General features: G+C 37.7%; 24 protein-coding genes. 16 read left to right on the top strand and 8 right to left on the bottom strand.

Annotated elements, in window-relative coordinates; all coding sequences use genetic code 11:
* Positions 1–200: 200 nt before the first annotated feature.
* The 3 genes from PYW34_RS10940 to PYW34_RS10930 are packed head-to-tail and all read left to right on the top strand — an operon-like array spanning position 201 to position 5,066.
* Positions 201–1,421, top strand: coding sequence for a metallophosphoesterase family protein (locus PYW34_RS10940; protein WP_002286214.1), 1,221 nt, complete (start codon positions 201–203; stop codon positions 1,419–1,421).
* Positions 1,418–4,138 (top strand): ATP-binding protein, encoded by a 2,721-nt coding sequence (locus PYW34_RS10935; protein WP_002334555.1) that lies wholly within the window; start codon positions 1,418–1,420, stop codon positions 4,136–4,138. The genes PYW34_RS10940 and PYW34_RS10935 overlap by 4 nt, the downstream gene beginning before the upstream one ends.
* Complete coding sequence (locus tag PYW34_RS10930) at positions 4,122–5,066, top strand: 3'-5' exoribonuclease YhaM family protein (RefSeq protein WP_002334554.1); 945 nt, start codon at positions 4,122–4,124, stop codon at positions 5,064–5,066. Before PYW34_RS10935 ends, PYW34_RS10930 begins: the two co-directional genes overlap by 17 nt.
* Positions 5,067–5,134: 68 nt before the next feature.
* Here the strand turns inward: PYW34_RS10930 and PYW34_RS10925 are convergent, their stop codons facing one another.
* The 3 genes from PYW34_RS10925 to PYW34_RS10915 form a co-directional block, all read right to left on the bottom strand.
* Positions 5,135–6,145 (bottom strand): peptidylprolyl isomerase, encoded by a 1,011-nt coding sequence (locus PYW34_RS10925; RefSeq protein ID WP_002286208.1) that lies wholly within the window; start codon positions 6,143–6,145, stop codon positions 5,135–5,137.
* 179 nt (positions 6,146–6,324) lie between these two features.
* On the bottom strand, positions 6,325–6,669 hold the full coding sequence (locus PYW34_RS10920) for a YtxH domain-containing protein (protein ID WP_002286203.1): 345 nt from the start codon (positions 6,667–6,669) through the stop codon (positions 6,325–6,327).
* On the bottom strand, positions 6,662–7,096 hold the full coding sequence (locus tag PYW34_RS10915) for an HIT family protein (protein WP_002286201.1): 435 nt from the start codon (positions 7,094–7,096) through the stop codon (positions 6,662–6,664). Before PYW34_RS10915 ends, PYW34_RS10920 begins: the two co-directional genes overlap by 8 nt.
* A gap of 137 nt (positions 7,097–7,233) precedes the next feature.
* Here PYW34_RS10915 and PYW34_RS10910 point away from each other — a divergent pair, with 137 nt between their 5' ends.
* The 4 genes from PYW34_RS10910 to trmB all read left to right on the top strand — a co-directional run bounded on the left by PYW34_RS10910 (position 7,234) and on the right by trmB (position 10,893).
* Positions 7,234–7,971 carry an ABC transporter ATP-binding protein gene (locus PYW34_RS10910; protein WP_002286199.1) on the top strand — a complete coding sequence of 246 codons (738 nt, stop codon included), beginning with the start codon at positions 7,234–7,236 and terminating at the stop codon, positions 7,969–7,971.
* Positions 7,964–9,175, top strand: coding sequence for an ABC transporter permease (locus PYW34_RS10905; protein WP_002286197.1), 1,212 nt, complete (start codon positions 7,964–7,966; stop codon positions 9,173–9,175). The genes PYW34_RS10910 and PYW34_RS10905 overlap by 8 nt, the downstream gene beginning before the upstream one ends.
* Positions 9,176–9,378: 203 nt before the next feature.
* On the top strand, positions 9,379–10,161 hold the full coding sequence (locus tag PYW34_RS10900) for a phosphotransferase family protein (protein WP_002286194.1): 783 nt from the start codon (positions 9,379–9,381) through the stop codon (positions 10,159–10,161).
* A gap of 69 nt (positions 10,162–10,230) precedes the next feature.
* Positions 10,231–10,893, top strand: a complete 663-nt coding sequence (gene trmB, locus PYW34_RS10895) for a tRNA (guanosine(46)-N7)-methyltransferase TrmB (protein ID WP_002286189.1) — start codon at positions 10,231–10,233, stop codon at positions 10,891–10,893.
* Between the two features lie 97 nt (positions 10,894–10,990).
* On the opposite strand, the gene ade is transcribed toward trmB, so the two are convergent.
* On the bottom strand, positions 10,991–12,745 hold the full coding sequence (ade, locus tag PYW34_RS10890; protein WP_002286185.1) for an adenine deaminase: 1,755 nt from the start codon (positions 12,743–12,745) through the stop codon (positions 10,991–10,993).
* A 131-nt stretch (positions 12,746–12,876) separates the two neighbouring features.
* On the opposite strand from ade, the gene comGA reads away from it, so the two are divergent.
* The 9 genes from comGA (at position 12,877) to PYW34_RS10845 (ending at position 18,958) form a co-directional block, all read left to right on the top strand.
* Positions 12,877–13,806 (top strand): competence type IV pilus ATPase ComGA, encoded by a 930-nt coding sequence (gene comGA / locus PYW34_RS10885; protein ID WP_002293666.1) that lies wholly within the window; start codon positions 12,877–12,879, stop codon positions 13,804–13,806.
* On the top strand, positions 13,763–14,812 hold the full coding sequence (comGB, locus tag PYW34_RS10880) for a competence type IV pilus assembly protein ComGB (RefSeq protein ID WP_002286180.1): 1,050 nt from the start codon (positions 13,763–13,765) through the stop codon (positions 14,810–14,812). The genes comGA and comGB overlap by 44 nt, the downstream gene beginning before the upstream one ends.
* Positions 14,809–15,087 carry a competence type IV pilus major pilin ComGC gene (gene comGC, locus PYW34_RS10875; RefSeq protein ID WP_002286179.1) on the top strand — a complete coding sequence of 93 codons (279 nt, stop codon included), beginning with the start codon at positions 14,809–14,811 and terminating at the stop codon, positions 15,085–15,087. The genes comGB and comGC overlap by 4 nt, the downstream gene beginning before the upstream one ends.
* Positions 15,062–15,532 carry a competence type IV pilus minor pilin ComGD gene (gene comGD / locus PYW34_RS10870; protein ID WP_002317395.1) on the top strand — a complete coding sequence of 157 codons (471 nt, stop codon included), beginning with the start codon at positions 15,062–15,064 and terminating at the stop codon, positions 15,530–15,532. Before comGC ends, comGD begins: the two co-directional genes overlap by 26 nt.
* The gene (locus PYW34_RS10865; protein ID WP_002286177.1) at positions 15,504–15,851 is read left to right on the top strand and encodes a hypothetical protein; all 348 of its coding nucleotides are present in this window, start codon (positions 15,504–15,506) and stop codon (positions 15,849–15,851) included. Before comGD ends, PYW34_RS10865 begins: the two co-directional genes overlap by 29 nt.
* Entirely contained in the window at positions 15,814–16,239 is a 426-nt protein-coding gene (gene comGF / locus PYW34_RS10860; RefSeq protein ID WP_002325315.1) for a competence type IV pilus minor pilin ComGF, read from the top strand. Before PYW34_RS10865 ends, comGF begins: the two co-directional genes overlap by 38 nt.
* Entirely contained in the window at positions 16,211–16,570 is a 360-nt protein-coding gene (gene comGG / locus PYW34_RS10855; protein ID WP_002293655.1) for a competence type IV pilus minor pilin ComGG, read from the top strand. The genes comGF and comGG overlap by 29 nt, the downstream gene beginning before the upstream one ends.
* A 171-nt stretch (positions 16,571–16,741) precedes the next feature.
* Positions 16,742–17,749 carry a class I SAM-dependent methyltransferase gene (locus PYW34_RS10850; protein WP_002286175.1) on the top strand — a complete coding sequence of 336 codons (1,008 nt, stop codon included), beginning with the start codon at positions 16,742–16,744 and terminating at the stop codon, positions 17,747–17,749.
* Positions 17,750–17,773: 24 nt separating this feature from the next.
* On the top strand, positions 17,774–18,958 hold the full coding sequence (locus tag PYW34_RS10845) for an acetate/propionate family kinase (RefSeq protein WP_002286171.1): 1,185 nt from the start codon (positions 17,774–17,776) through the stop codon (positions 18,956–18,958).
* 436 nt (positions 18,959–19,394) lie between these two features.
* Here the strand turns inward: PYW34_RS10845 and abc-f are convergent, their stop codons facing one another.
* From abc-f to PYW34_RS10825, 4 genes are all read right to left on the bottom strand, one after another.
* The gene (gene abc-f / locus PYW34_RS10840; RefSeq protein WP_002286153.1) at positions 19,395–20,978 is read right to left on the bottom strand and encodes a ribosomal protection-like ABC-F family protein; all 1,584 of its coding nucleotides are present in this window, start codon (positions 20,976–20,978) and stop codon (positions 19,395–19,397) included.
* Between the two features lie 104 nt (positions 20,979–21,082).
* Positions 21,083–21,211 (bottom strand): hypothetical protein, encoded by a 129-nt coding sequence (locus tag PYW34_RS10835; protein ID WP_002293651.1) that lies wholly within the window; start codon positions 21,209–21,211, stop codon positions 21,083–21,085.
* A gap of 344 nt (positions 21,212–21,555) precedes the next feature.
* Entirely contained in the window at positions 21,556–21,699 is a 144-nt protein-coding gene (locus PYW34_RS10830) for a portal protein (RefSeq protein ID WP_002293650.1), read from the bottom strand.
* Between the two features lie 221 nt (positions 21,700–21,920).
* Positions 21,921–22,400: a universal stress protein gene (locus PYW34_RS10825; RefSeq protein WP_002293649.1), complete on the bottom strand. Its 480-nt coding sequence runs from the start codon at positions 22,398–22,400 to the stop codon at positions 21,921–21,923.
* Between the last annotated feature and the right edge of the window lie 33 nt (positions 22,401–22,433).

Raw genomic sequence — 22,433 nt, 5'->3', positions numbered from 1 at the left:
AGTGTCAAACGAAGCGAATATAACATAGATATTTAGGATTGTGACAAAAATCATGTCACAATCTTTTTTTCGAATAAACTTATTTTTTGAAGTCGGCCATTTATCGTAATTTCTTTGCATAATACGAACAAATTTTCGGTTATTGATGAAAAAAAACATTGAAAATGGTATGATAAAAGAAAAAAAGGAGGAAATTTTTAATGGTGAAATTTATCCATGCGGCAGATTTACATATGGATCGGTCATTTGAAGGACTGACAACTCTTGATAAAACTGTACAGGAAAAACTATTGAAGACGAATCTGACCGTTTTATCAAATATCATTGAACAGGCAATAATAAATAACGTTGATTTTGTTTTACTTGCAGGAGATAATTTTCATCAAAATCGTCCTTCATTAAAAATACAGAAACATTTTTCAGAACAGATGAAACGGTTAGAAAAGAACCATATACCTGTATTTATAATATTCGGAAATCATGATTTCTATCAAAAAGAGCGGTATTGGTTCTCCTTTCCTAAAAATGTCCATTTATTTACATCCGAAACGGTAGAGACAAAAAAAATAACGATAAAAAGTGGAGAAACTGTCTCTCTCAGTGGATTTAGTTATCGTCAACCGTGGATTCAAAAAGACAAAGTGATGGAATTTCCTTCTAGAGAACTCACAGATTACCATATTGGGTTGTACCACGGGGAACCTGGCGTCTCTCAAAAAGGAAACTATGCTCCTTTCCAACCCTCAAAGATGCAAGAAAAGGGATACGATTATTGGGCTTTAGGGCATATCCATGTGCCAACGGTCTTAAATGAAAAGCAAACAATTGTTTATCCAGGTGCGCCTCAAGGTCATACTAAAAAGGAACAAGCTTCTACATCTATTCTACTAGTTGAATTAAGTAAAGGAAGTTGCCAAATACATCCGATTAAAGTAGCAGAGGTCTATTGGAAGACAAAGGAAATATCATTGAGGAAAGCAAGAACGACAAAAGAGGTCATTGTTCACATTCGTCAGCAGCTTTCAAAAGTAGAGGATGGATTTAGTTTAATTGAGATAAAATTAAAAGATTATGACCATCTCAATACAGATGTTTTGGAACGGATACAATCAGGAGAGCTATTAGACTATTTGTTAGAGGAATTCTCAGATAGGATAAATGATTTCTTTATTTGGCGTATTTCTCTCATAGAGAATACTTTTTATACGAAGACCCCACTTGCTGCTTCTGCTAAATTGATGGAACAGTTATTTCAATACTATCAGACACCTCAAGATTTCCAACAAATTTTAAATGAAGTATATAGTCATCAAGAAGCGGCTAGAATATTGAGCGAACTGCCGGAATATCAAGAAGAAACACTTGAAAAAGCCAAGCAGCTGCTTAATCAAGATTTTTTATTTGAGGAGGATCAGGAATGAAGATTTTAAGGATCGAGATTGCTGCTTTTGGAAAATGGCGTCAAAAAAGTTTTGACTTTTATTCAGACAATCAGCTGATCTATGGGGGAAACGAAGCAGGAAAATCAACGATTTATCAATTTATTCAAGCAATATTATTTGGTTTCCCTTCAAAAGGCCGTAAAAAAAAGGATTATACACCAAAAGACGGCTCAGCCTATGGCGGCAAAATATGGCTTAAACATCCTGTATATGGTGAATTTGCTGTCGAGCGCTACAAGCAGCAAAATCGCGGAAAATCGAAGGTGTGGCTGGGGGATCAAGTGGGAAGTGATGAGTTACTAGAAAAACTGATCGCACCTTTGACGAAAGAGTTATTCCAGCAGGTATTTACTTTCCAGCAAGAGCAGTTGATGGAACTAGATCATTTGAGAGAAAAAGAGCTACATGATGCGCTGATTTCTTTAGGCATCACGGGCAGTTCTCAAGTATTCCAAAAGCGGCAAGAATATTATCAGAAAGCACAACAATTATTCAAGAAAAAAGGCCAAAAATTACTAATCAATCAAAAATTAAATGAATGGAAAGAGCTGCAAGAAAAAATTCATCAAAAACAAGAACAGGAAGCTTATTTTGGCAAGTTGATCCAACAAGAACAGGAATACGAGTCGCAACAGCAGCAGTTATTGGCACAATTAAAAGAGGCGAACAAACAATTTTCATTAGCCAGACAGCAAGAACTTAATTTTTCTTTATATGAAGAATGGCAATCTCTCAAAAAAAACAGCACTACAGGTCTTCCTGATGAGCAACTTCTTTTAGATCTGGAGTCTTTCTCCAAACGGTATCAGCAAACAAATGAGCGTTTGGAAGAATTAGAAGCAACACTGGAAAAGCATAGCGGGATGGATCAGCAGTCAGCCAGATATTATTTTTATTTAGAGCAGGAGCAGGAACTAAAAGATCTCCAGCAACTTCAATTTACAGCGGAACAATTAAACGAAGAATGGCAAAGATTACAAATTGAGACTAGAGAAACAAATTCAGAATTGAAGATTTTGGAACAAAGGTGGCATTGGCAGAAAAATCCGTTACCGGAAGAATTTTTATATGAAGAAGAATGGAAGCATCTTCTGGCTGAAGAAAGAAGGATTGCTGATCTAGAAAGCCAGATTTCTGTGCGTCTCCAAATAGCTAAAGAACAGCAAGAGATGATTGAAGCAGAAGTGAATGACTTGGAAGAGACCTATCCAGCATTATTACAAAATCAGTCAGAGATAGCACCAGTCTCTTCATCTAAACCGTATATGCTGATGGCTGGCGGAGCAATAATCATTGCAGGTATATTTGTACCAATGCCCTTGAAAGTGATCCTTTTACTAATTGGTGCAGGCATGATTGGCTATTTCTTCTACAAAAGGCAACCAAAAATTAAAACTAAAAATGATTTCTCTGAGATAAAAGGAATGTGGCAAGAAAAACTAGGACAACTTGATCTAGCCTTAGCTCAATTAGCTGAAGCAGAAGAAAAACAAAAGAGAACTGGAGAAGAAAAACAGATTCTTCAGCAAGAAGTATATCGTTTTGCGGATCATCGGCACTTAGGAAAGATGGATACGCTCAAACTCATGAAAGAATATGGACAGGAAGTCATAGATTATCAGAAATTATATGGCGTATTTGAGCGGAAACATAAAAGAGAACAGGAAATACAAGAAAAACTACGACAAATCGACCAAAAATTTGAGTTTGTTAAAGAATGGTTACCGATACAAGATAAGACAATTTCAGAAAAAATGGTATTGCTTTCCCGTTTTATACAAGAGATGGAACAGATGAAATTTGCCAGAAGCTATCAGCAAAATACTTTATTGAAGCAAGAAATCAATCAATTGAAAAAGAAACAAAAAGTATGGATACAAGAATACAGCGAACAATTGACTCAAGCAGGCTTATCTTATCCTTCGGAAGTACCTGTCTTTTTACAAAAAGCCAAACAAGCCGAACAGCAGATGAAAAGATACAATGAATTATCGGAAATGCTTACTCCACTATTTCCTGAAGAGCTGACAAAAGAGAAATTATCTGTAAGACTGCGCCAACTGAAAGAAAAGCAATCCCAACTCCAGCAAGAAGAAAAAGAAGCAAGTGAAAATCGGCAACGACTCCAACTTCAAGTAGAAGAGTTGCAAAGAGACGGCACATTGGACGAACTTTATCAACAAGCTAGCCGGCAAAAAGCAAAATTACAGGAATTACTGGAGGAATGGGGAGCACTTGAAATCGCCGGGACATTCTTAGGTGATCTTTCAACAGAGATGAGTGAAAGACAATTACCCCAGTTGTTAAGAGCAGCAGGTGATTATTTAGGTATTTTAACAAAAGGAAATTATCAGAAGATATTACTGAAAAATGATACACTGACTTTAACAGACGAATATACAGAATTTCCCATCTATGAGTTATCTACAGGTACGAAAGATCAGCTGATTATGGCGATGAGATTTGCTTACCTCTCATTAGAAGCTAACCGTTCGATATGCCCGATCATCATTGATGATGGCTGGCTTCATTATGATCATCAGCGAAAGTATCAATTAGCTGAACTTTTAGCTAAATTTGGAGAAAAGTATCAAATAATTTGTTTTTCTTCTGATAAAGAAATGGTAAGCTATTACCATGAGATGAACCAAATCGTAAAACAATTAGAAGGAGCAAATAATGAAAAAAATTCGTGATTTAGTAATCGATGAGCAGTTTGAACAATTTGTCCTGATCAAAAGTGCAGATGTAAGAATCGCTAAAAACGGAAAAAAATTTATTGCTTTTACTTTCCAAGATACTTCAGGTACTATCGATGGTAAATACTGGGATGCTTCGGAGGAGGAAATCAATAAATTTACAGCCGGCACAGTCGTTTTTCTAAACGGTAAAAGAGAGGTTTATCAAGGAAACCCTCAAGTAAAGATTCTTCATATGCGCTTAACAAGGGTAGATGAGCCAGGAGAGCCTAGTTTATACATGGAAAGAGCCCCTTTGAAGAAAGAAGAAATGGAAGAAGAAATCAATCAATTGTTGTTTGAGATCACCAATGCGCATTGGAATCGTATTGTTCGCTATCTACTTAATAAATATCAAAAACAATTTTTTAAGTTTCCGGCAGCAAAAAGAAACCATCATGCATTTGCCAGTGGATTAGCTTATCATACTTTGACAATGCTTCACTTAGGGAAATCAATCGCCGATGAATATCCTGAGCTGAATCGAGCATTGTTGTATGCTGGTATCATTTTGCATGATTTAGGAAAGGTGATTGAACTTTCCGGTCCTATGTCGACAGAATATACGCTTGCAGGAAATTTGATCGGTCATCTGGTATTGATTGACGAAGAAATAACTAAAGCCTGTCTTGCGTTGAAAATCAGCGAAGCTGACGAAGATGTTCTCGTATTACGTCATATGGTTTTAGCACACCATGGCTTATTAGAATATGGCTCACCTGTACGTCCAAGAATAATGGAAGCAGAAATATTACATCAAATCGACAATATCGATGCTTCGATGCAGATGATGTTGACTTCGATTCGTCAAACAGAACCAGGAAAATACACCGATCGGATTTTCGGTATGGACAACCGAAGTTTCTATGTACCAAAAGATTTATAGCAAAAATTTATTTTTTTCATTCAAAACAAAAAAAGCGAGACATAAGTCTTCGCTTTTTTTGTTTTCTTTTATTTTGATGAATCAGTTGTTTCTTCAGTTGAAGATTCTTTTGTTGAATCAGTTGATTTTGTGTCAGAACTCTTTGTTGAAGCTGTAGTTTCACTTGAGTCTTTCGTACTTGATGAAGTTGTTGTGAATGCACTCAACACATTTTCAAAGGCATCATCTTTGATTTTTACATTTGCATCTTTTAATTCTTCACCGATTACTTTAGTTGTGAATGCATTGTCACTTAGTTTAGTTTCAGTAGCGATATCTTTTAGTTGATCTTTGTATTTATCCATGTCATTGCCTTTATTTTGGTTTTTCACCATTTTGACAACGTAGTATTCTGTCGCATAAGAAGTAGGATTTGTTGTAGTAATAACATCGGAGATCTCACCGTCTTTCAATTTGAAAGCTGCTTCTTTTACTTCTGCAGGAATAGTTGTTGTCGTTGAGTCGAATTTAACTTTACCGCCATCTTCTTTTGTCTCTGTATCAGTTGATTTGTCTTTGGCTAATTTAGAGAAATCATCTCCATCATCCGCTGATTTTTTCACATCTTTTGCTTCATCTTCACTTGATAATTTGATGATTTGTGCTTCTACTTCTGGATGGAAAGATTTCCAAGCAGTTTTCAAATCGTCATCTGTAATATCTACGTGAGCTTTCAAGCCAGCTTCAAAAGCTAAATTGTTACGAATATATTCTTTATAAGTATCTTTCGTATATCCAGCAGCTTCTAATTGTGATTCAAAAGTATCACCTAATGATTTCGCTTGTTTGTCGTATTCTGCATCCACTTGCTTATCGGTTACTTTATCGCCATATTTGTTATTGAATACTTTATAAATGATCATCCGTTGTACTAAGGATTGGTTCGATGATTCAAGTTTTGCTTCATCATAGAAATCAGATACAGTGATCGTTCCGCCTTTCATCGTTGCGATATCTTTATTAGTATCGCCTGAACAAGCTGCTAGAGTTAAAACAGCCAACGCACTAGTAGCTGCCAAAATAATTGATTTTTTTTTCATTAAAATTTGCACTCCTGTAATTAGTTATTATTTTTATATATTAACTATACCATATCCCATTTCCTTTAAAAACGTTGTCGTGGTAGTTTCAAACAAAATTCAAAATTTCATCACATTCCTAGGAAATACGCAAACTTTTCTCACTTATATAGTTAAATCTGTTGAGAAAATAATCATTATTATATTTGTTCAGGATACTCTGGCAGATCAGCTTTTAGTTTTTCTACTTGTTCATTGATTTGTGTGATACGTGGTTCGGCTTGGAATTTAAAATCTTCGATATCTTTTTTGATTGCTTCTTGGAAAGCAGGAATCACAGATTCAGCTGTTTCTTTTGTTTCGATCAATGCGCTTTTAAAATGATTCAGGCTGTTATTTAAATCATTTGTCAGAGTTGTTGCTTCTTCCAATTCTTCGATCAGTTTCTTTCTTGTTTCATTCCCGCTCCTGGGCGCCAATAACAGACCTCCGACAGTGCCAGCAGCAGCTCCAAATAACAGTCCTTTGAAAAAGTTTTTAATCATCGCAGGACACCTGCTTTACGATTGTTTCTTGAATAGCTTTTAGTTCTTCCGATCCATAACTATCTTGATGATTGACAAAGTGAATAGAAAAATCATCCTCTTTGCTGTAGCGAGGGACTAAATGGATATGTGAATGAAAAACAGATTGATAGGCTAGTTCACGGTTGTTATTCAAGATATTAAGACCTTTCATTTCTGGAAAAGCTTTTTCCAATGCTTGAGCAATCTTAGGCACACGCGAAAAAACCTCTCCTGCAAGTTCGGGATCATATTCAAAAATATCTGCTACATGACGTTTAGGCACAACTAATGTGTGTCCTTTCGTTGCTTGAGAGATGTCTAAAAAAGCATAGACCTTGTCGTCTTCATATATTTTATAGCTTGGGATTTCTTGATTGATGATTTTGCAAAAAATACAGTTTTCCATATAAAACATCCTTTCTATAAAGAATAAATACTTCAGCTTAACTTTACCATAAGTTAAAGCTATTGTAAGGAAAAAAACAAAATACCGTCATTTTCTTCGTGGTATAATAAATAAAAATAAATGGCGGAGGAAAAAGAATGAGTTTAATTATCGATCATGTCACAGGGGGGTACGGACATCTCCCTGTGTTAAAAGATATCAGTTTCGATGTACAGCCTGGAGAGATAGTAGGGTTGATTGGACTGAACGGAGCAGGGAAAAGTACGACCATCAAGCACATTATCGGTCTGCTGGAAGCTTCAAAAGGAACGATAGAAATCAATCATCTATCCTTAAAGAAAAATACGGAAGAATATCGCAAACAAATTGGGTATATTCCAGAGACTCCTTCTTTATATGAAGAATTGACATTGAGAGAACATATCGAAGTCACTGCGATGGCCTACGATATACCTATGGATATAGCAATGAAAAGAGCAGAAAAGTTGTTGGAGACTTTTCGGTTATCTAATCGTCTTGACTGGTTCCCAGCTAATTTTTCAAAGGGAATGAAACAGAAAGTGATGATCTTATGCGCCTTTTTGATCGAGCCTTCTTTATATATCATCGACGAACCATTTTTAGGCTTGGATCCACTAGCTATCAATGCATTGCTTGAATTGATGGTAGAAATGAAAAAAGAAGGAGCCGGTATTTTGATGTCTACGCATATTTTAGCTACTGCAGAAAAATATTGTGATCGTTTTGTGGTCTTACATAACGGAGAGATACGAGCAGACGGTTCTCTTGAGATGTTGAGAAAAGAATTTCAGCTGCCGGATTCTTCTTTGGACGAAATCTATATTGCTTTAACAAAGGAGCAGGCACATGAGTAGTTTTTTTCAAAAACGTTTAGCAAGACATCAAAAGAAAATGATGAAATATATGCGTTATGTATTGAACGATCATTTTGTTTTAGTTTGTCTTTTCTTGATTGGCGGTGTGGGATTATATTATTCTAATTGGTTGAAAACCCTGCAGCCACCGTTTGCAATTGGAGGGCTCATAATCTCTGTATTTTGGATGCTCTGTTTATTCGTGGGTAAGATGGCTACTTTTGCAGAGGCAGCAGATATTGTTTTTTTACTTCCTAAAGAAAAAGAAATGCAAACCTATTTGGAACGAGCTTTTCGCTATTCTTGCATTTTTCCGTTGATCTTTTTGATATTGGCATGCGGATTGGCCATGCCATTAGTGGTGGTTAGTACGGAGCAATCCTTTTCGATGTTTTTCGTCTATCTGATCATATTATGGAGTTTGAAATTCAGTCATCTGCAAATCAAGAGAGCAGAATTGTTTCGACTAGATCAACAAGTTATTCGTTATTGGAAATTAGGCTGGTTTTTTTCTTCTCTGATCTTTTTGTTTCTATCATTTTATTGGCTAATATGGGCAGGAATAGCAGGTGCATTAGTACAGGCAAGTCTATATTACTGGTTTTTGTGGAAGCAACAAGAAAAAGGATTGGATTGGGAGAAAATGGTGCATGTAGAAGAACATAGGTTGCATCAGATCTATCAATTTATCAATTTATTCACAGATGTTCCTGAAATTACGGCAAAGATCAAAAGAAGACGCTATTTGGATCCTATATTGACTCATATTAAAAGAGAATCAAAAAACACTTATCTTTACTTGTTTGCAAGAAGATTGGCAAGAGGTTCTGATTTTAGTGGTCTTTATTTCCGATTAGTAATTATAGGTGGGTTATTGATTGCCGGAGTAGTCGACTTTTATTTTAGTCTGATTATCGGTTTCTTATTTTTATATTTGATCGGTTTCCAACTGTTACCTTTAGCGAACCAGTTCCGCTATATGGTTCTCGTTCAGCTTTATCCAATCCATAAGAATCAGAAGAAGCAGGCGATTCAGTATCTACTCACATGGGTATTAATTATCGCGTCGGTTATTTTTGGTTTGATTGCTGCAGTCGTATTAGATGGGCAGCAGCGATGGGTTCCGCTAGCGGCTTATTTGATTGTTACTATGCTCTTTGTTAAACTATATGTACCAACTCGTTTGAAGAAGATGTCAGACTGAAAACAAAGCTGTGTAGGGTAAAAATGAGAATGAAAAATAGAGCGTTGACAGTAAGAATGCTGTTCGTTCTATTTTTTTTGAGAAAAGCTGGTTTTTTGAATGGCAATTAAATGAAAAAGAACGTATATGTGCTTGACGTGTAGTGTTCAGGCGACTAGAATAATAAGTACTGCAAAACAAAGAGTAAGAGGACGGGAGAATGCATGATGGAGTTTCAGTTAGACCAAGAGTGGCGGTTACGTCCCATCAAAGGCGACACAGGAAAAACATACATAGGCATGCGTGATGAGGACAAAGTCTTTATTAAACGAAACACGACTCCGATGTTGGCTGCTCTTTCAAGGGAAGGAATTACACCAAAACTTGTTTGGACAAAACGAACGGGGAATGGCGATACTTTGACAGCACAAGAGTGGCTGGAAGGTCGCTTGCTGACTCCTAATGAGATTGGTCAAAGAAACGACGTGATTGATGTTTTGTACCATTTACATCATTCAAATTCTCTTAAAACCATGCTGACCCGTATCGGTGGTCGTGTCATGACGCCGGAGAAGATGCTGCAAAAATATGAAAAAGAATTACCGGAAGAACTCCAGAAAAATCAATTTCTGCAAATTGTCCATCGTTTTCTTCGTGAGCAGATCCCGTCAATAGATAAGGAAAACTTATCAGTAGTACACGGAGATGTAAACCATCGTAATTGGTTAGTATGTAAAAATTATTTATATCTAGTCGATTGGGATTCAATCATGTTTGCAGACCCTGCGGTGGATATTGCAACGATTTTAGGAAATTATGTGCCACTGTCTAGCTGGAATCAGTGGCTGATCAGTTATGGCATACGCCCGACTGACGAAATGCTTGAAAAATTTCATTGGTATGCGGCCATGAATTTGCTCCAAGAAATCACCAGATATTGCAAACGTGAAGATCATCGACGGATGAACGAAGAAATTTTACAATTAAAACGAATTTTCAGTGGCTGAGGTTTGGCCCAAACTCTGCGGAGATTTGGCCAGACCTTTTTAATTAGAGGAAAGGAATGGAGATAAATAATGCGTGTCCGAAATCGTCCGGGAGCAGCGGAAATGTTAGCGGCTCACCCGAATTTTGTAATTAGTGATCCAACATTGTGGAAGGGAAAATGGAATGAATTGTTTGAAAACGATCATCCAATCCACATTGAGATTGGTATGGGGAAAGGCCAGTTCATCACTGGAATGGCAAAAGCCCATCCTGAAATCAATTATATTGGAGTAGAAATGCAGGTCAGTGTTGTTTCGATTGCACTAGACAAGTTGATCGAACAACCGCTTCCTAACCTGAAACTTCTACATGTGGATGGATCAGCGTTGACAGAGTATTTCGCTGACAGCGAAGTAGATCAAATCTATCTGAATTTTTCCGATCCATGGCCAAAAAAACGTCATGAAAAACGGCGATTGACATATAAGACTTTTCTTGCTGTAGATGAACAGATTCTTCGTCCAAATGGAGAAATCCATTTCAAAACAGATAATCAAGGATTGTTTGAGTATTCTCTGGCAAGTTTTTCTCAATATGGCATGATCCTCAAACAGGTATGGTTAGATTTACATCAAAGTCAATTTGAAGGCAATATTATGACGGAGTATGAAGAAAAATTTTCTTCAAAAGGTCAACGTATTTATCGAGTAGAAGCTCAATTTCAAGATAAGACCAAAAAGAAAAGTCTGTGAAACTAACTTTCTGCTTTCATAAAAACATTAATATCCATAAATAAATCTCAGAAAATGAACATTACAGATGTAATGTATTTTCTGGGATTTATTTGATTTAAAATGTATTTATTTCATCGGTTTTTCCACAAGGTGGAATCAATTGGAAGCGAGAAAATGAAAATAATCCTTTGTCGGTGATCTTCAATTCGGGTATGACAGATAATGTTAAGAAAGAAAGTGTCAAAAAAGGATCAAAGGTTTTAGCTGCTCCTAGTTGATGTGCTTTAGTTATTAATTCATTCAACTGTTCATAGACGATCGAAAAAGGTTCCTGTGTCATGATTCCGCCTATAGGAAGAGAAACACAAGCTATTTCCTGCTGTTTGTTGACAACGGTCATCCCGCCACCTTTTTGAATCAAAAGATTAGCAGCATACAGCATATCCTCGTCGTTTGTCCCAACGACAACTAGATTATGCGAGTCATGGGCAATCGTTGTCGCTATCGCTCCTTGTTTCAGCTGAAATCCTTTCACTATGCCTAATCCAATGTTTCCCGTTTGATGGTGACGCTCGATCACCGCAATCTTTAATTGGTCTTTTTCGATTGAAGGAATGAATCGTTCGCCTTGTCGGTCCACTTTTTCTACCAAATCTTTAGTCACTAGACTATTCGGGATAATTTCGATCACATGGGCTTGTGAAGAAGAAAGAAGCAGCTCTAACGAATGTGGATTTAATGGTTGAGCGTTTAGTTTTGGCAGACAACACGTATATGAATTTGAATGATCAGCAAATAAATGGTCTTGGAGTTGCCCAGATTGAACAACTAATGTTCCCTTATAGAAAACTTCATGAATTGGCAGCTTGGTAAGATCGTCTGTTAAGAAGAAATCAGCTTGATACCCAGGGGCAATCGCACCTAGTGTTTTCAAATCAAAACATTCTGCTGCATTCAATGTTGCCATCTGAATGGCTTGTAATGGATCGATTCCAAGTGCAATAGCTTGACGGACGATATGATCGATTGATCCTTCTTTTACTAAATCATTGATCAGTTTATCATCGGTGACAAAGAAGCATCTTCTTGAATTTTCAGGTGTGATCGCCGGTAGTAGCGATGCCAGATCTTTTGCAACGGTCCCTTCTCGAACCATTAAATACATACCAAGATCCAAACGTTCTTTAGCTTCTTTTGCAGTTGTAGCTTCATGATCCGTCCGAATACCTGCTGCAGGATAAACATTTAACTCTTCCATGCCGATACCAGCTGCATGCCCGTCAATTTTTTTCTTATGCTGGTGCATCAATTGGATCTTTTCTAGGATGTCTGTTTCATTATTTGCTACTGCTTGATAGTTCATGACTTCAGCTAAGCCTAAAACTTCGGGTTTTTGTAAAAAAGGGGCTAATTTTTTTGCATTTAAATTTGCACCATTGGTCTCAAAAGGGGTTACAGGTACACAAGAAGGTAGCATAAAAAAGATATTCATGAGTGTTTGTCTTGCATCTTCTATCATAAACTCAAGACCTGTACTCCCAGCAATGTTTCCTATTTCATGGGGATCTGTCACTACAGTAGTAACTCCATGAAGCAAGGATACTTTTGAAAATTCGCTTGGTGATAAAAGTGAGCTTTCGATATGCACATGGCCATCGATGAATCCTGGCACTAGATATTGCCCATTAGCATTATGTACGCTTTTTCCTTCGTATTCACCGATTCCTACGATCATTCCTTCGCAGATTGCTACATCTTTTTCCATGATTTCTTTCGTAAAGACGTTGACGATCTTAGCATGCTTGATCACTAGGTCAGCAGGCTTTTTTTTACTTGCTACTTCGATATATTTCCTTAATGTTGTTTCCAATGGAGTGCCTCCCAAGATAAATTTTTATAAGTATAACATAAATTCGGCTTTTGCCAATATTTTTTTGTAAATTCATTTTATTTGAAACAAAAAGATCAAAAAGACGTATGTTTTTTGTGGAGGGGAGAATAATGGAAATAAAACGATTATCGGATCAAATGATAAGTGAAAGTTTTGCCAAACATGCCCAAGACGTATATATATTGCCAGCTTCAGAAGTATTTTACATCTATTTTCGCTATGGAAAAAAACGAACATTCTGGAAGAAAGTCTCTTCGGCAGATGGACAGCAACTGATCTCAAGATTTAAGTATTTGGGACAGATGGATATCGGAGAAAAAAGAAAAGCTCAGTTAGGTGCATTTACTTATTCTTTAGAAAAACAGGAAGTTCGTCTGCGGTTGTCTTCTGTAGGAGATTACCTTCAACGAGAGAGTTTAGTGATTCGGCTATTATACGGTACTTTTGAAACACCCCATCGTTGCTTTAGTTCTCGAGATTTTGCAACTATTTTACAGAAAACCGTCAGACGTGGATTATACCTTTTCAGCGGACCAGTCGGATCAGGCAAGACTTCTCTAATGTATCGGTTGGCTTTGGAAGAAAAATTGCAAGTGATTACTATCGAAGATCCTGTAGAGATAGAAGAACCGTTTTTTCTGCAGCTACAGATCAATCCGAAAATAGCACAGACTTATGATACACTTTTGAAACTCGCATTACGGCATCGTCCAGACTTGCTAATCATTGGCGAGATAAGAGATGAATCAACTGCACATGCTGCGGTAAGAGCAGCACTAACAGGGCACCGGGTTTTTGCAACCGTACATGCACGCAATCTTGAAGGTACATTGGTCAGAATCCATGAACTGACAAAGAAAAAAGAAGAGCTATCTGAATGTTTAGCTGGTGTCATTTATCAAGAACTTTTGGAAGATGCCAATCACCATCCTTCTGTTTTATGGAGTTATCAATTTATGGAGGAAGAATCAGTAAAAAAATCATGGGAGGAAAGTTATGAAGAAGCTCAGGAAAATATTTGGCAGTCAGAACTATTCTAAAGGATTAACAAGAAGCCAGCAAAACCAGTTTGCACAAACCATGGGAGAACTGCTTTTATCTGGTTTTAGTCTGCAAGAATCCCTTTATTTATTACTCACGATCCGTTCGTTTCCACCTGTTATTTTGGCAAATATCCAACATCAGCTAAAGGAAGGGCAAGCGTTTAGTGAGGTACTTTCGCAAATAGGATATGGAGCAGAGCAACTGGTACAGATCGAGTTAGCTGAACGTCATGGGAATCTGCCGACAACTTTGTTGGAAATTGCCAAACAGTTTCGGCTTGTTGAAGGATTTCGCAATGATTTGAAAAAGCTGCTTGCATATCCGATGCTATTGCTCACCTTTTTGCTAGGTATCTTGTTTAGTATGCGGTTGTTCGTTTTGCCTCAGCTTATTGGTTCAGGAATGGTCATGCAAGAGCATTGGGGTATTCAGCTGATACAAGTCTTTCATTGGTATGTTCTACTATTCATCCTAGCGGTTACTCTATTGGCTTTACTAGTAAGGTATCGTCTGATGAAGTTGTCTCCTGTTGATCAGAGTGAATGGATAAGCAGACAATTATTGATTGGACCGATATATTCCTTGTATCAATCGGCTTATTTGTCACTAGAGATTGGAAAGCTTTTTCATGAAGGTTTCGAATTAAGGCAAATCATAGTCTGCTTAAAGGAAACGAAACAAGAAAGTCTGATTCAGCATCTTGCCTCTAAGTTGATTCAAGGATTGGAGGCAGGTATGTCATTGGCTGAGCAGTTCCAGAATTATCGTTTTCTATCAGAAGAATTCAGTAAAATTGTTTTACAGGGAGAGGCAAAGGGAAGTTTAGGTAAAGAACTGATTTTTTACAGCGAATGGACAAGAAAACAGCTTTTCAAACGTCTTCATCACTGGATGCATTTTATTCAGCCAATCATTTTTTTGGGCGTAGCGGCTTTGATTTTATTAGTTTATGCCGCTGTTTTATTACCTGTTTACGGAAGCATAGAGGAGGTTTTGCCATGAAAAAGAGAAAAATATCTTATTATAGCGGTTTTACATTGATCGAAATGCTAATCGTCTTACTGATCATCAGTGTATTAGTGTTGTTGTTCGTCCCTAATTTGTCGCGTTATAGGAATCATGTAGACCAAGAAAGTCGTGAAGCGATCATCCAGTTGGTAGACACACAAAAAGAGCTCTATGCGCTTCAAAATAATGGAAGAGTTCCTACTGTGGAGGAATTGTTGAATGAAGGCTATATCAAACGAGAACATGCAGAAATCTATCAGCGGCCTTGAAGGTAAGGTTTTAGCATCAGGATATACGTTGTTTGAATCACTCTTACTGATTTTATTACTTACAACGATCCTTTCTTTTCCAGTTCTCGCATTTTCTGCATGGAAGAATGAATTGGCAGTCTATCAATTTTTCGGCCAATTTGAAAAACGAATCTATTCTACGCAAAAAATCGCTATTGTGAATCAGATCCAAACAGGCTTTTATTGGAATAGTGAAGAGAATCAAATCATTTTTCATGTTCCGAATCCAGATAAAATAAATTGGGAAGTATTAGATATTCCTGATGAGATTACCTTGAAACGCCATGCTTCTATTACTTTTGCTGCTAGAACCGGGAATGAAAGTTCACTAAAAGCTTATCAATTTTATTGGGAAGAAAAAGAGCGGACGATTACGTATCAATTCCAGATAGGGAGTGGTCGCTATACAAAAAGAATTGAATAAAACAGGATTTGTTTTGTTGGAGTCCCTTACAGCGCTTATGATCGCTTCTGTCTGTGTCTACTTAGTGAGCTTTGGCCAGCTGTTTTTGCTTCAGGCAGAAAAGAAAAGTGGGGAGGAACTGCTATTTATTCGAATGATTTATGAAGATATCAAGACGCAGCGGATGTATCACAAAAGACCAGAGCGAAGGGAAGAAATGATCCCATACGATATCCAAATTGTCGATAATAATGGAGTAATCGAAAAAGTGTTTGTCAATATGGAGAAAGAAGCGATCAGTATTGAAAAAACAAGTAATTCCAGCATTTACGCTGATTGAATGTCTAATTGGACTGATGATATTGAGCAGTCTATTGCTCACATTCAATCTTTTGATTCAGCAAACCATCCAAGTAAGTGAATTTTTGCAGCGTAAAGATCAAAAAGAGTGGCTAATATTTTTAGCACAATTAGAAGAAGAACTCAAGAGCAGTCACAATGTCTCTGTGAAAAATCAGCAACTGCACTACACGATCGAGGATAAACAGTATATCATCGAAAGATATCAGGCAATGATACGTAAAAGAAGAACTTCCGGCGGACATCAACCTATGTTAACAAGTATCACTGAGCTTCAATTATTGGAAAAAGAACACACAATTTCTTTTTATGTACACTTTGAAAATGGAGAAGATGGATATGCCATATGGACAAAAAACGATCAGTAGAAAATGTTATAAGGGCTCTATTTTATTTTCTGTCTTGCTTTTATTTCTTTTATGTACGTTTTTATTGATGGCAGCATTAGAAAGCTACCGTTTGTCAATGGATCTTAATATACGAATCAAAAATTATTATATAGCAAAAATAATGAAGCAGATGGCTTTATCGGAACAGTCTACGCTTGCCGAAAGTTCGGAAGGAGTTTTTTACTACACAACTGGATCTGTAACATATCAGTGGGTACAACAGTCCCTATTCTTAGAGGTGGAAGTCTCACCGTTTATCTTTCGGTTCACAGAAGAAGTAAAAAATGATACAGATACTAGTACAGAATGATGGAATGTTCGTGAAAACGCCCTCTTTTCTGTTATAACACTGTTTTTAATAAAAAAATGTTTGCCGTTTCACAAATAAAAAACAGTGAAAACGATTGAAATTTTGTCAATTGTTCGATAGAATTAAACAGGTGAAAAAATTGTTATAATATATCTAGAAATGAGGTGCACCATGTTACCAGAAAAAATGGAACAAGGGTTTAATCAAAACCTGGAAGCTATTCAGCTTTTACAGAATGCATTGGGAACTTCCTTTTTAGAAGCCTATGTCGAAAATGCAGAAAATTTAATAGATGATTATCAAGTACGTGTGGTGGATGGAGTGCCGACAAAAGAGACAACGCAACGGATCACAGCTCTTTATGAAGAGTTGAAGAAACTTTCTTTCGAGCCAGAAGAATGGCGCAGACTGTCTCAATTACTTTTATTGAAGGGCAGCCAGACAGAACATTTGCAGGCGAACCATCAACTCACTCCTGATAGTATCGGTTTTTTATTTGTTTTTCTTATTGAACAACTATACACAAATAAAAAAGCACCGGTTAAGATTCTGGATATTGCGGCAGGAATGGGCAACTTGTTATTAACAGTTCTTTTAAACCTATCGAATGCGGGGTACCAAACAGAAGGAATTGGTGTGGATATTGATGATACATTGTTGGCTGTCGCAGCTTCTACAAGTGATTTGACACAAGCAAATGTTCAATACTTTCATCAAGACGGGTTGCAGGAATTATTAATAGATCCTGTCGATTTTGCAATCAGCGATTTGCCAATCGGTTATTATCCGAATGACGAAAAAGCAAAAGAGTTTTTAACAAGTACCGAAGAAGGCCATAGTTATGCACATCATTTATTGCTAGAGCAATCAATGAAATATGTGAAGCCGGATGGTTTTGGTTTGTTTTTGATGCCGAGTGGATTTTTAGAAACGGATCAAAGTGAAGAAATCAAAAAATGGTTTAAAGAAGAAGGTTATCTTCAAGGAATGATTCAATTGCCAGATGAATTGTTCCGTAATAAACAATCGCAAAAAAGTATTTTGATCTTACAGAAAAAAGGACCACAAGCACAACAAGTAAAAGAAGTCTTGCTTGTGAAACTTGCTTCATTAAAAGAACCAGAGAAGGTGACGGAATTTTTCAACGAGTTTAAAAACTGGAAATCATCTGCTCTGTAATCATTCAACGAGAAGGAGAGTCATATGTCTAAAACAATTGCAATCAATGCTGGGAGTTCAAGTTTGAAATGGCAATTATATCAAATGCCAGAAGAAACCGTAGTTGCGAAAGGGATCGTCGAACGTATCGGTTTACAAGATTCTATTTTTACCATCAAGTACGGCGATAATCAAAAATTCGAACAAATCATGGATATCGAAAACCACGAAGTAGCAGTAAAAATGCTGTTAGATCAGTTGATTGAACTGCAAATTTTAAGCTCTTATGATGAAATCACCGGAGTAGGGCACCGTGTTGTTCACGGAGGAGAAACTTATGGGGATTCAGTAGTGATCGATGAGAAAGTAATGGACCGCATTGCTGAATTAGCAGAATTTGCTCCTTTGCATAATCCTGCAAACTTAATGGGGATCAAAGCGTTTAAAAAGATTTTACCTGACATTTTGAGTGTGGCTGTATTCGATACATCTTTCCACTCAACAATGCCAAAGCAAAATTATTTATATAGCTTACCGGTGTCTTATTATGAAGATTTCAAAGTAAGAAAATATGGCTTCCATGGCACAAGTCATCGTTATGTGTCGGAACGTGCGGCAAAATTATTGAACAAACCGATCGAAGAACTAAAAATCATCACTTGCCACTTAGGAAATGGTGTATCGATCACAGCAGTCGATGGAGGTAAATCCATGGATACTTCTATGGGATTCACACCATTAGCTGGGGTGACAATGGGTACACGTTCAGGTGATATCGATCCAGCTGTTCTCCCATATTTAATGGAAAAATTAGAGATTGATATTGATGAAATGATCAATGTTTTGAACAAGAAATCTGGTCTGCTAGGCCTAACAGGATTGTCTAGTGATATGCGTGATCTTGAAAAGAACTATGAAAAAGAACATATTCGTTTAGCTTATGACATTTTCGTGGACCGCATCCGAAAATACATCGGCGGTTATGTGACAACGATGAATGGTGTTGATGCAATTGTCTTTACTGCTGGTATCGGCGAGAATGACGGACATGTACGTAGTGAAATCATCAAAGGTATGTCTTGGTTTGGTTGTGAAATCGATCCAGCGTTGAATGAATTGCGTGGTGAAGAAGTAGATATCTCTACAAAAGAATCAAAAGTAAGAGTATTAGTGATCCCAACAGATGAGGAACTAATGATTGCCCGTGATGTGGAGCGTCTGCGCGGCTAAGCCAAAGCATTCGTTAGGATAAAAGATGAAACGCATGCAAGAGGGAATTCTTGCATGTGTTTTTTTTGCGGAGAAGACCGCAAAATGGTAATTTAACTTCAATTTCCCTTCTTTTTTACAGGATCTTCTTAGGGAATTTTGCTTGGAAAAGTGGTCAAAAGGGAAAAGACTGGCATTTTATTTATTGATTTTCAGGAAAATCCCAATATTTTATTTTCATTCATCTTTATAAGGGACATTACATATGTAAAAAGAAAAAACATTTTTAGATCAGCCTCGTGGGCTGTCGACTTTATTCTTCGCTTTATGTTTAGCTAGAAAACCGATCCGAAACATTCATTGATCGAATAATAAAAACTTGATTTTCCACCTGTACTTTGCCTGAATCGTGAAAGCACAGGTATGAAAATCAAGTTTTTTGTTGCGAAAAAACGTCCTAGTCAATCAGTTGGCCGAGCGGCTGGCGGCTGATCTGCTCCTGATCAATAACGAGTGCTTCTTGGAAGTGTTGCTGCAAAAAGTAGCGGTCATGGCTGACTGCTAGGAGCGTTCCTTGATAGTCTTGCAGCATTTCTTCAATTTCTTCTCGAGCATAGCTGTCGAGGTGATTGGTTGGTTCATCCAAAATCAGGACGTTGATTTTTTCTAAAAAGAGTTTCAGCAACGCCAAACGGATTTTTTCACCACCGGATAAATCTTTGATCCGTTTACCCACATCGCTTTGATAAAAGCCACTTTTGGCTAATTGCCGTCGAGCGACTTCTTCGTTTCCAGTCAATGTGATGGCGTAAGCCAGCAAACGGCTATCGGGATCGGCAAACTGCAGCTGCTGCGGCAAATAACCGATTTGCAAGCTACTACCTAATTTGATGGTGCCACCGTAAGGCTTTTCCTCACCGAGTAATAATTTGAGTAAGGTTGATTTTCCTGCACCATTGTCGCCGATGATGGCTAAATGATCTCCACGATAGACTGCAAAACTGCTGTCTTTGAATAGTACTTGATCAGCGTACTGCTGGTGCAAGTTTTGAATGATGAAAACTTCTTTGCCAGATTTTCCACCATTAGACAAGCTTTGCAGCCGATTTTTCGGGGGAGGTGGCGGTTTGACGAGTGTCAGTTTCGCCAGGCGGCGTTCCAGTTCTTTGGCTTTTTTGAAGAAGGACTCATTGTCTCCTTCATGTGCCCACTGACGAAAACGACGAATCATGACTTTCAACCGCTGGACTTCTTTTTGCTGCAGTTCGTAATTTTTTGTCAGCTCAGCCAAGCGAGCTTCTTTCAAGACTCGAAAACGGCTGTAGTTTCCGGGATACTCAATCAATGCACCTTCTTCCAGTTCCCATGTTTTTGTGGTGACTTGATCGAGAAATTGCCGATCATGAGAAACGACCAGAACCGATTTTTTTGTATTCTGTAAATAGTTTTCCAACCAGCGAATACTGTTAAGATCTAAATGATTGGTCGGTTCATCGAGTAAAAGTAAATCGGCATCGGCTGCTAAAATTTTGGCTAAAGCGACTTTAACTCGTTCGCCTCCGCTAAGTTCTGTTAACCGTGCTTCCTGACGGTGTGGAATCCCTAAGCCTTGCAAGATCGCTGCAATCCGGTCTTCTAATACGTAACCGCCTAGTTCTTCAAAGCGATGCTGCAGCTCACCGTAACGGGCCAGACACTTCTCTAAGTTTGTATCTGGTTCTGTCATCAATGCTTCGTAGCGACTCATTTGCTGTTTGAGGTCCTGTATCTCAGCGGCAGAATGGAGCAAGTAGTGGTTGACGGTCGCTTCGGAAACTGTAAGTTCTTGTTCGACCGTCCCGATCTTTAAGCCTTTTTTGCGACTGATAACACCGCTGTCGACACCTTCTCTGCCGGTCAAGATTTGTAAAAAGGTTGATTTGCCAGTTCCGTTGATACCGACTAAGGCAATTTTTTCACCAGCTTCAATTTGACAGGATAAATCCTCAAATAATGGATTCCCGCCGATTGTTTTTTTAATAGAAATTGCTTGTATGATCATGATCTCTCTCCTTGAGACCACTCAAAAAGGCCATGGTTATCCATGGCCTGTGTTATTTAAACTCAGATTATCATGAGAAAAATACCTTGAGATGGCCATTGATTTTACGTGAATTCAACTGTTTTGGACAAACTTGTCCCGTCAACAGCAACTGTAAAACCAATTGCATGGCTAAATGCGATATGGTATCGTTGGTAATTTTCATTACTTGTTATTTTAGTCATGCGCATCATAGTATTTTCCCTCCTTCGTGTAGTTGTCTTTTCCAGTGTACCTGAAAGTGTCAGAAAGTTCAACTAGCGCTGACATTTACTTAATATTTATCGATGTGTAATTCTGTCAGAGAGCTTTTTTTATCTGACTGAGGGTAATGTCTCGTGGACCACATCATTGTATTCTGAGCTAAACCAGCGTTCAGGCGAAATCATATGGTGTTTGATAAAAAACTTTGTCTACATGACTTCCTTTTGCCATTTGCTTAATACCGTTGCATTAAACAGCTCTTCTCTTTGGAAATCTCACCAACATCGCGTTCAGGAGTATCGTTGTGGTTGCAATGGCAAGCGGTAGCCTTTCATCAATTCTTGAATGATTTACCGAATGTAGCACTTGCCTTCTCGCGGTACCCGAACCCGAAATAAAATTTTAGTTTGGCGATAAAATCGGTATCCGCCATCGATACTTCATATTTTTTCGTATCAGATTCATCGGAAACTTCCACATTGACGAACCAATAAGCTTTGGCATGCTTAGGTCGTTTTAAACCACACCAGGGCGACTAATCGCCCTGGTGTTCACTTTTTTTATTTTACTTGAACTCATTGACTGTTTTCCCTTTATTTTAAACATTATAAAGACCGATGAGTGCTTGCCGCGTCTTTTGTTTTTATCACGGTTTTTTGTGCAAAAAAACCTGCCGATAGTTGGCAGGTCGTCTACGTGTTAAGCTTTGGTGTGGTCTTTAGCTGGCAATTGGTTTTCTAAATCAGTTCGGACAACAAGCACATCGCAAGCTGCGTTTCTAATAACATATTCAGAAACAGAACCAATAAATAAACGTTCTACAGCATTCAATCCTGTGGCTCCTAACATAATCAAATCTACTTGATTATCTTCTGGGATTTCTCTGGCAATAATTTGTTTTGGTGAGCCATATTCTACGACAGAGGTTACATTATTCAAGCCAGCTTTCTTCGCATTGCTTTCATAATCTGCCAATGTTTGCTTTGCCATTTCAGTAGCTTGTTCTGCAAGCATTCCATCAAAGGATGAAACGGTTTGGAAAGAACGTGTGTCAATGACATGTGCTAATAGAAGTTCTCCGTTATTTCGGATAGCTACATTGACCGCCTTTTTAAAAGCTAATTCAGCTTCATCAGAACCATCTACGGCAACCATGATTTTTTTGTATTGTTGTAACATAAGCATTCACTCCTCAAGTCAATCGTATTGTAC

Origin of the sequence: Enterococcus faecium, from assembly GCF_029023785.1 — a bacterium.
Taxonomy (GTDB): domain Bacteria; phylum Bacillota; class Bacilli; order Lactobacillales; family Enterococcaceae; genus Enterococcus_B; species Enterococcus_B faecium.
This window is presented reverse-complemented; position numbering and strand designations above follow the sequence as displayed.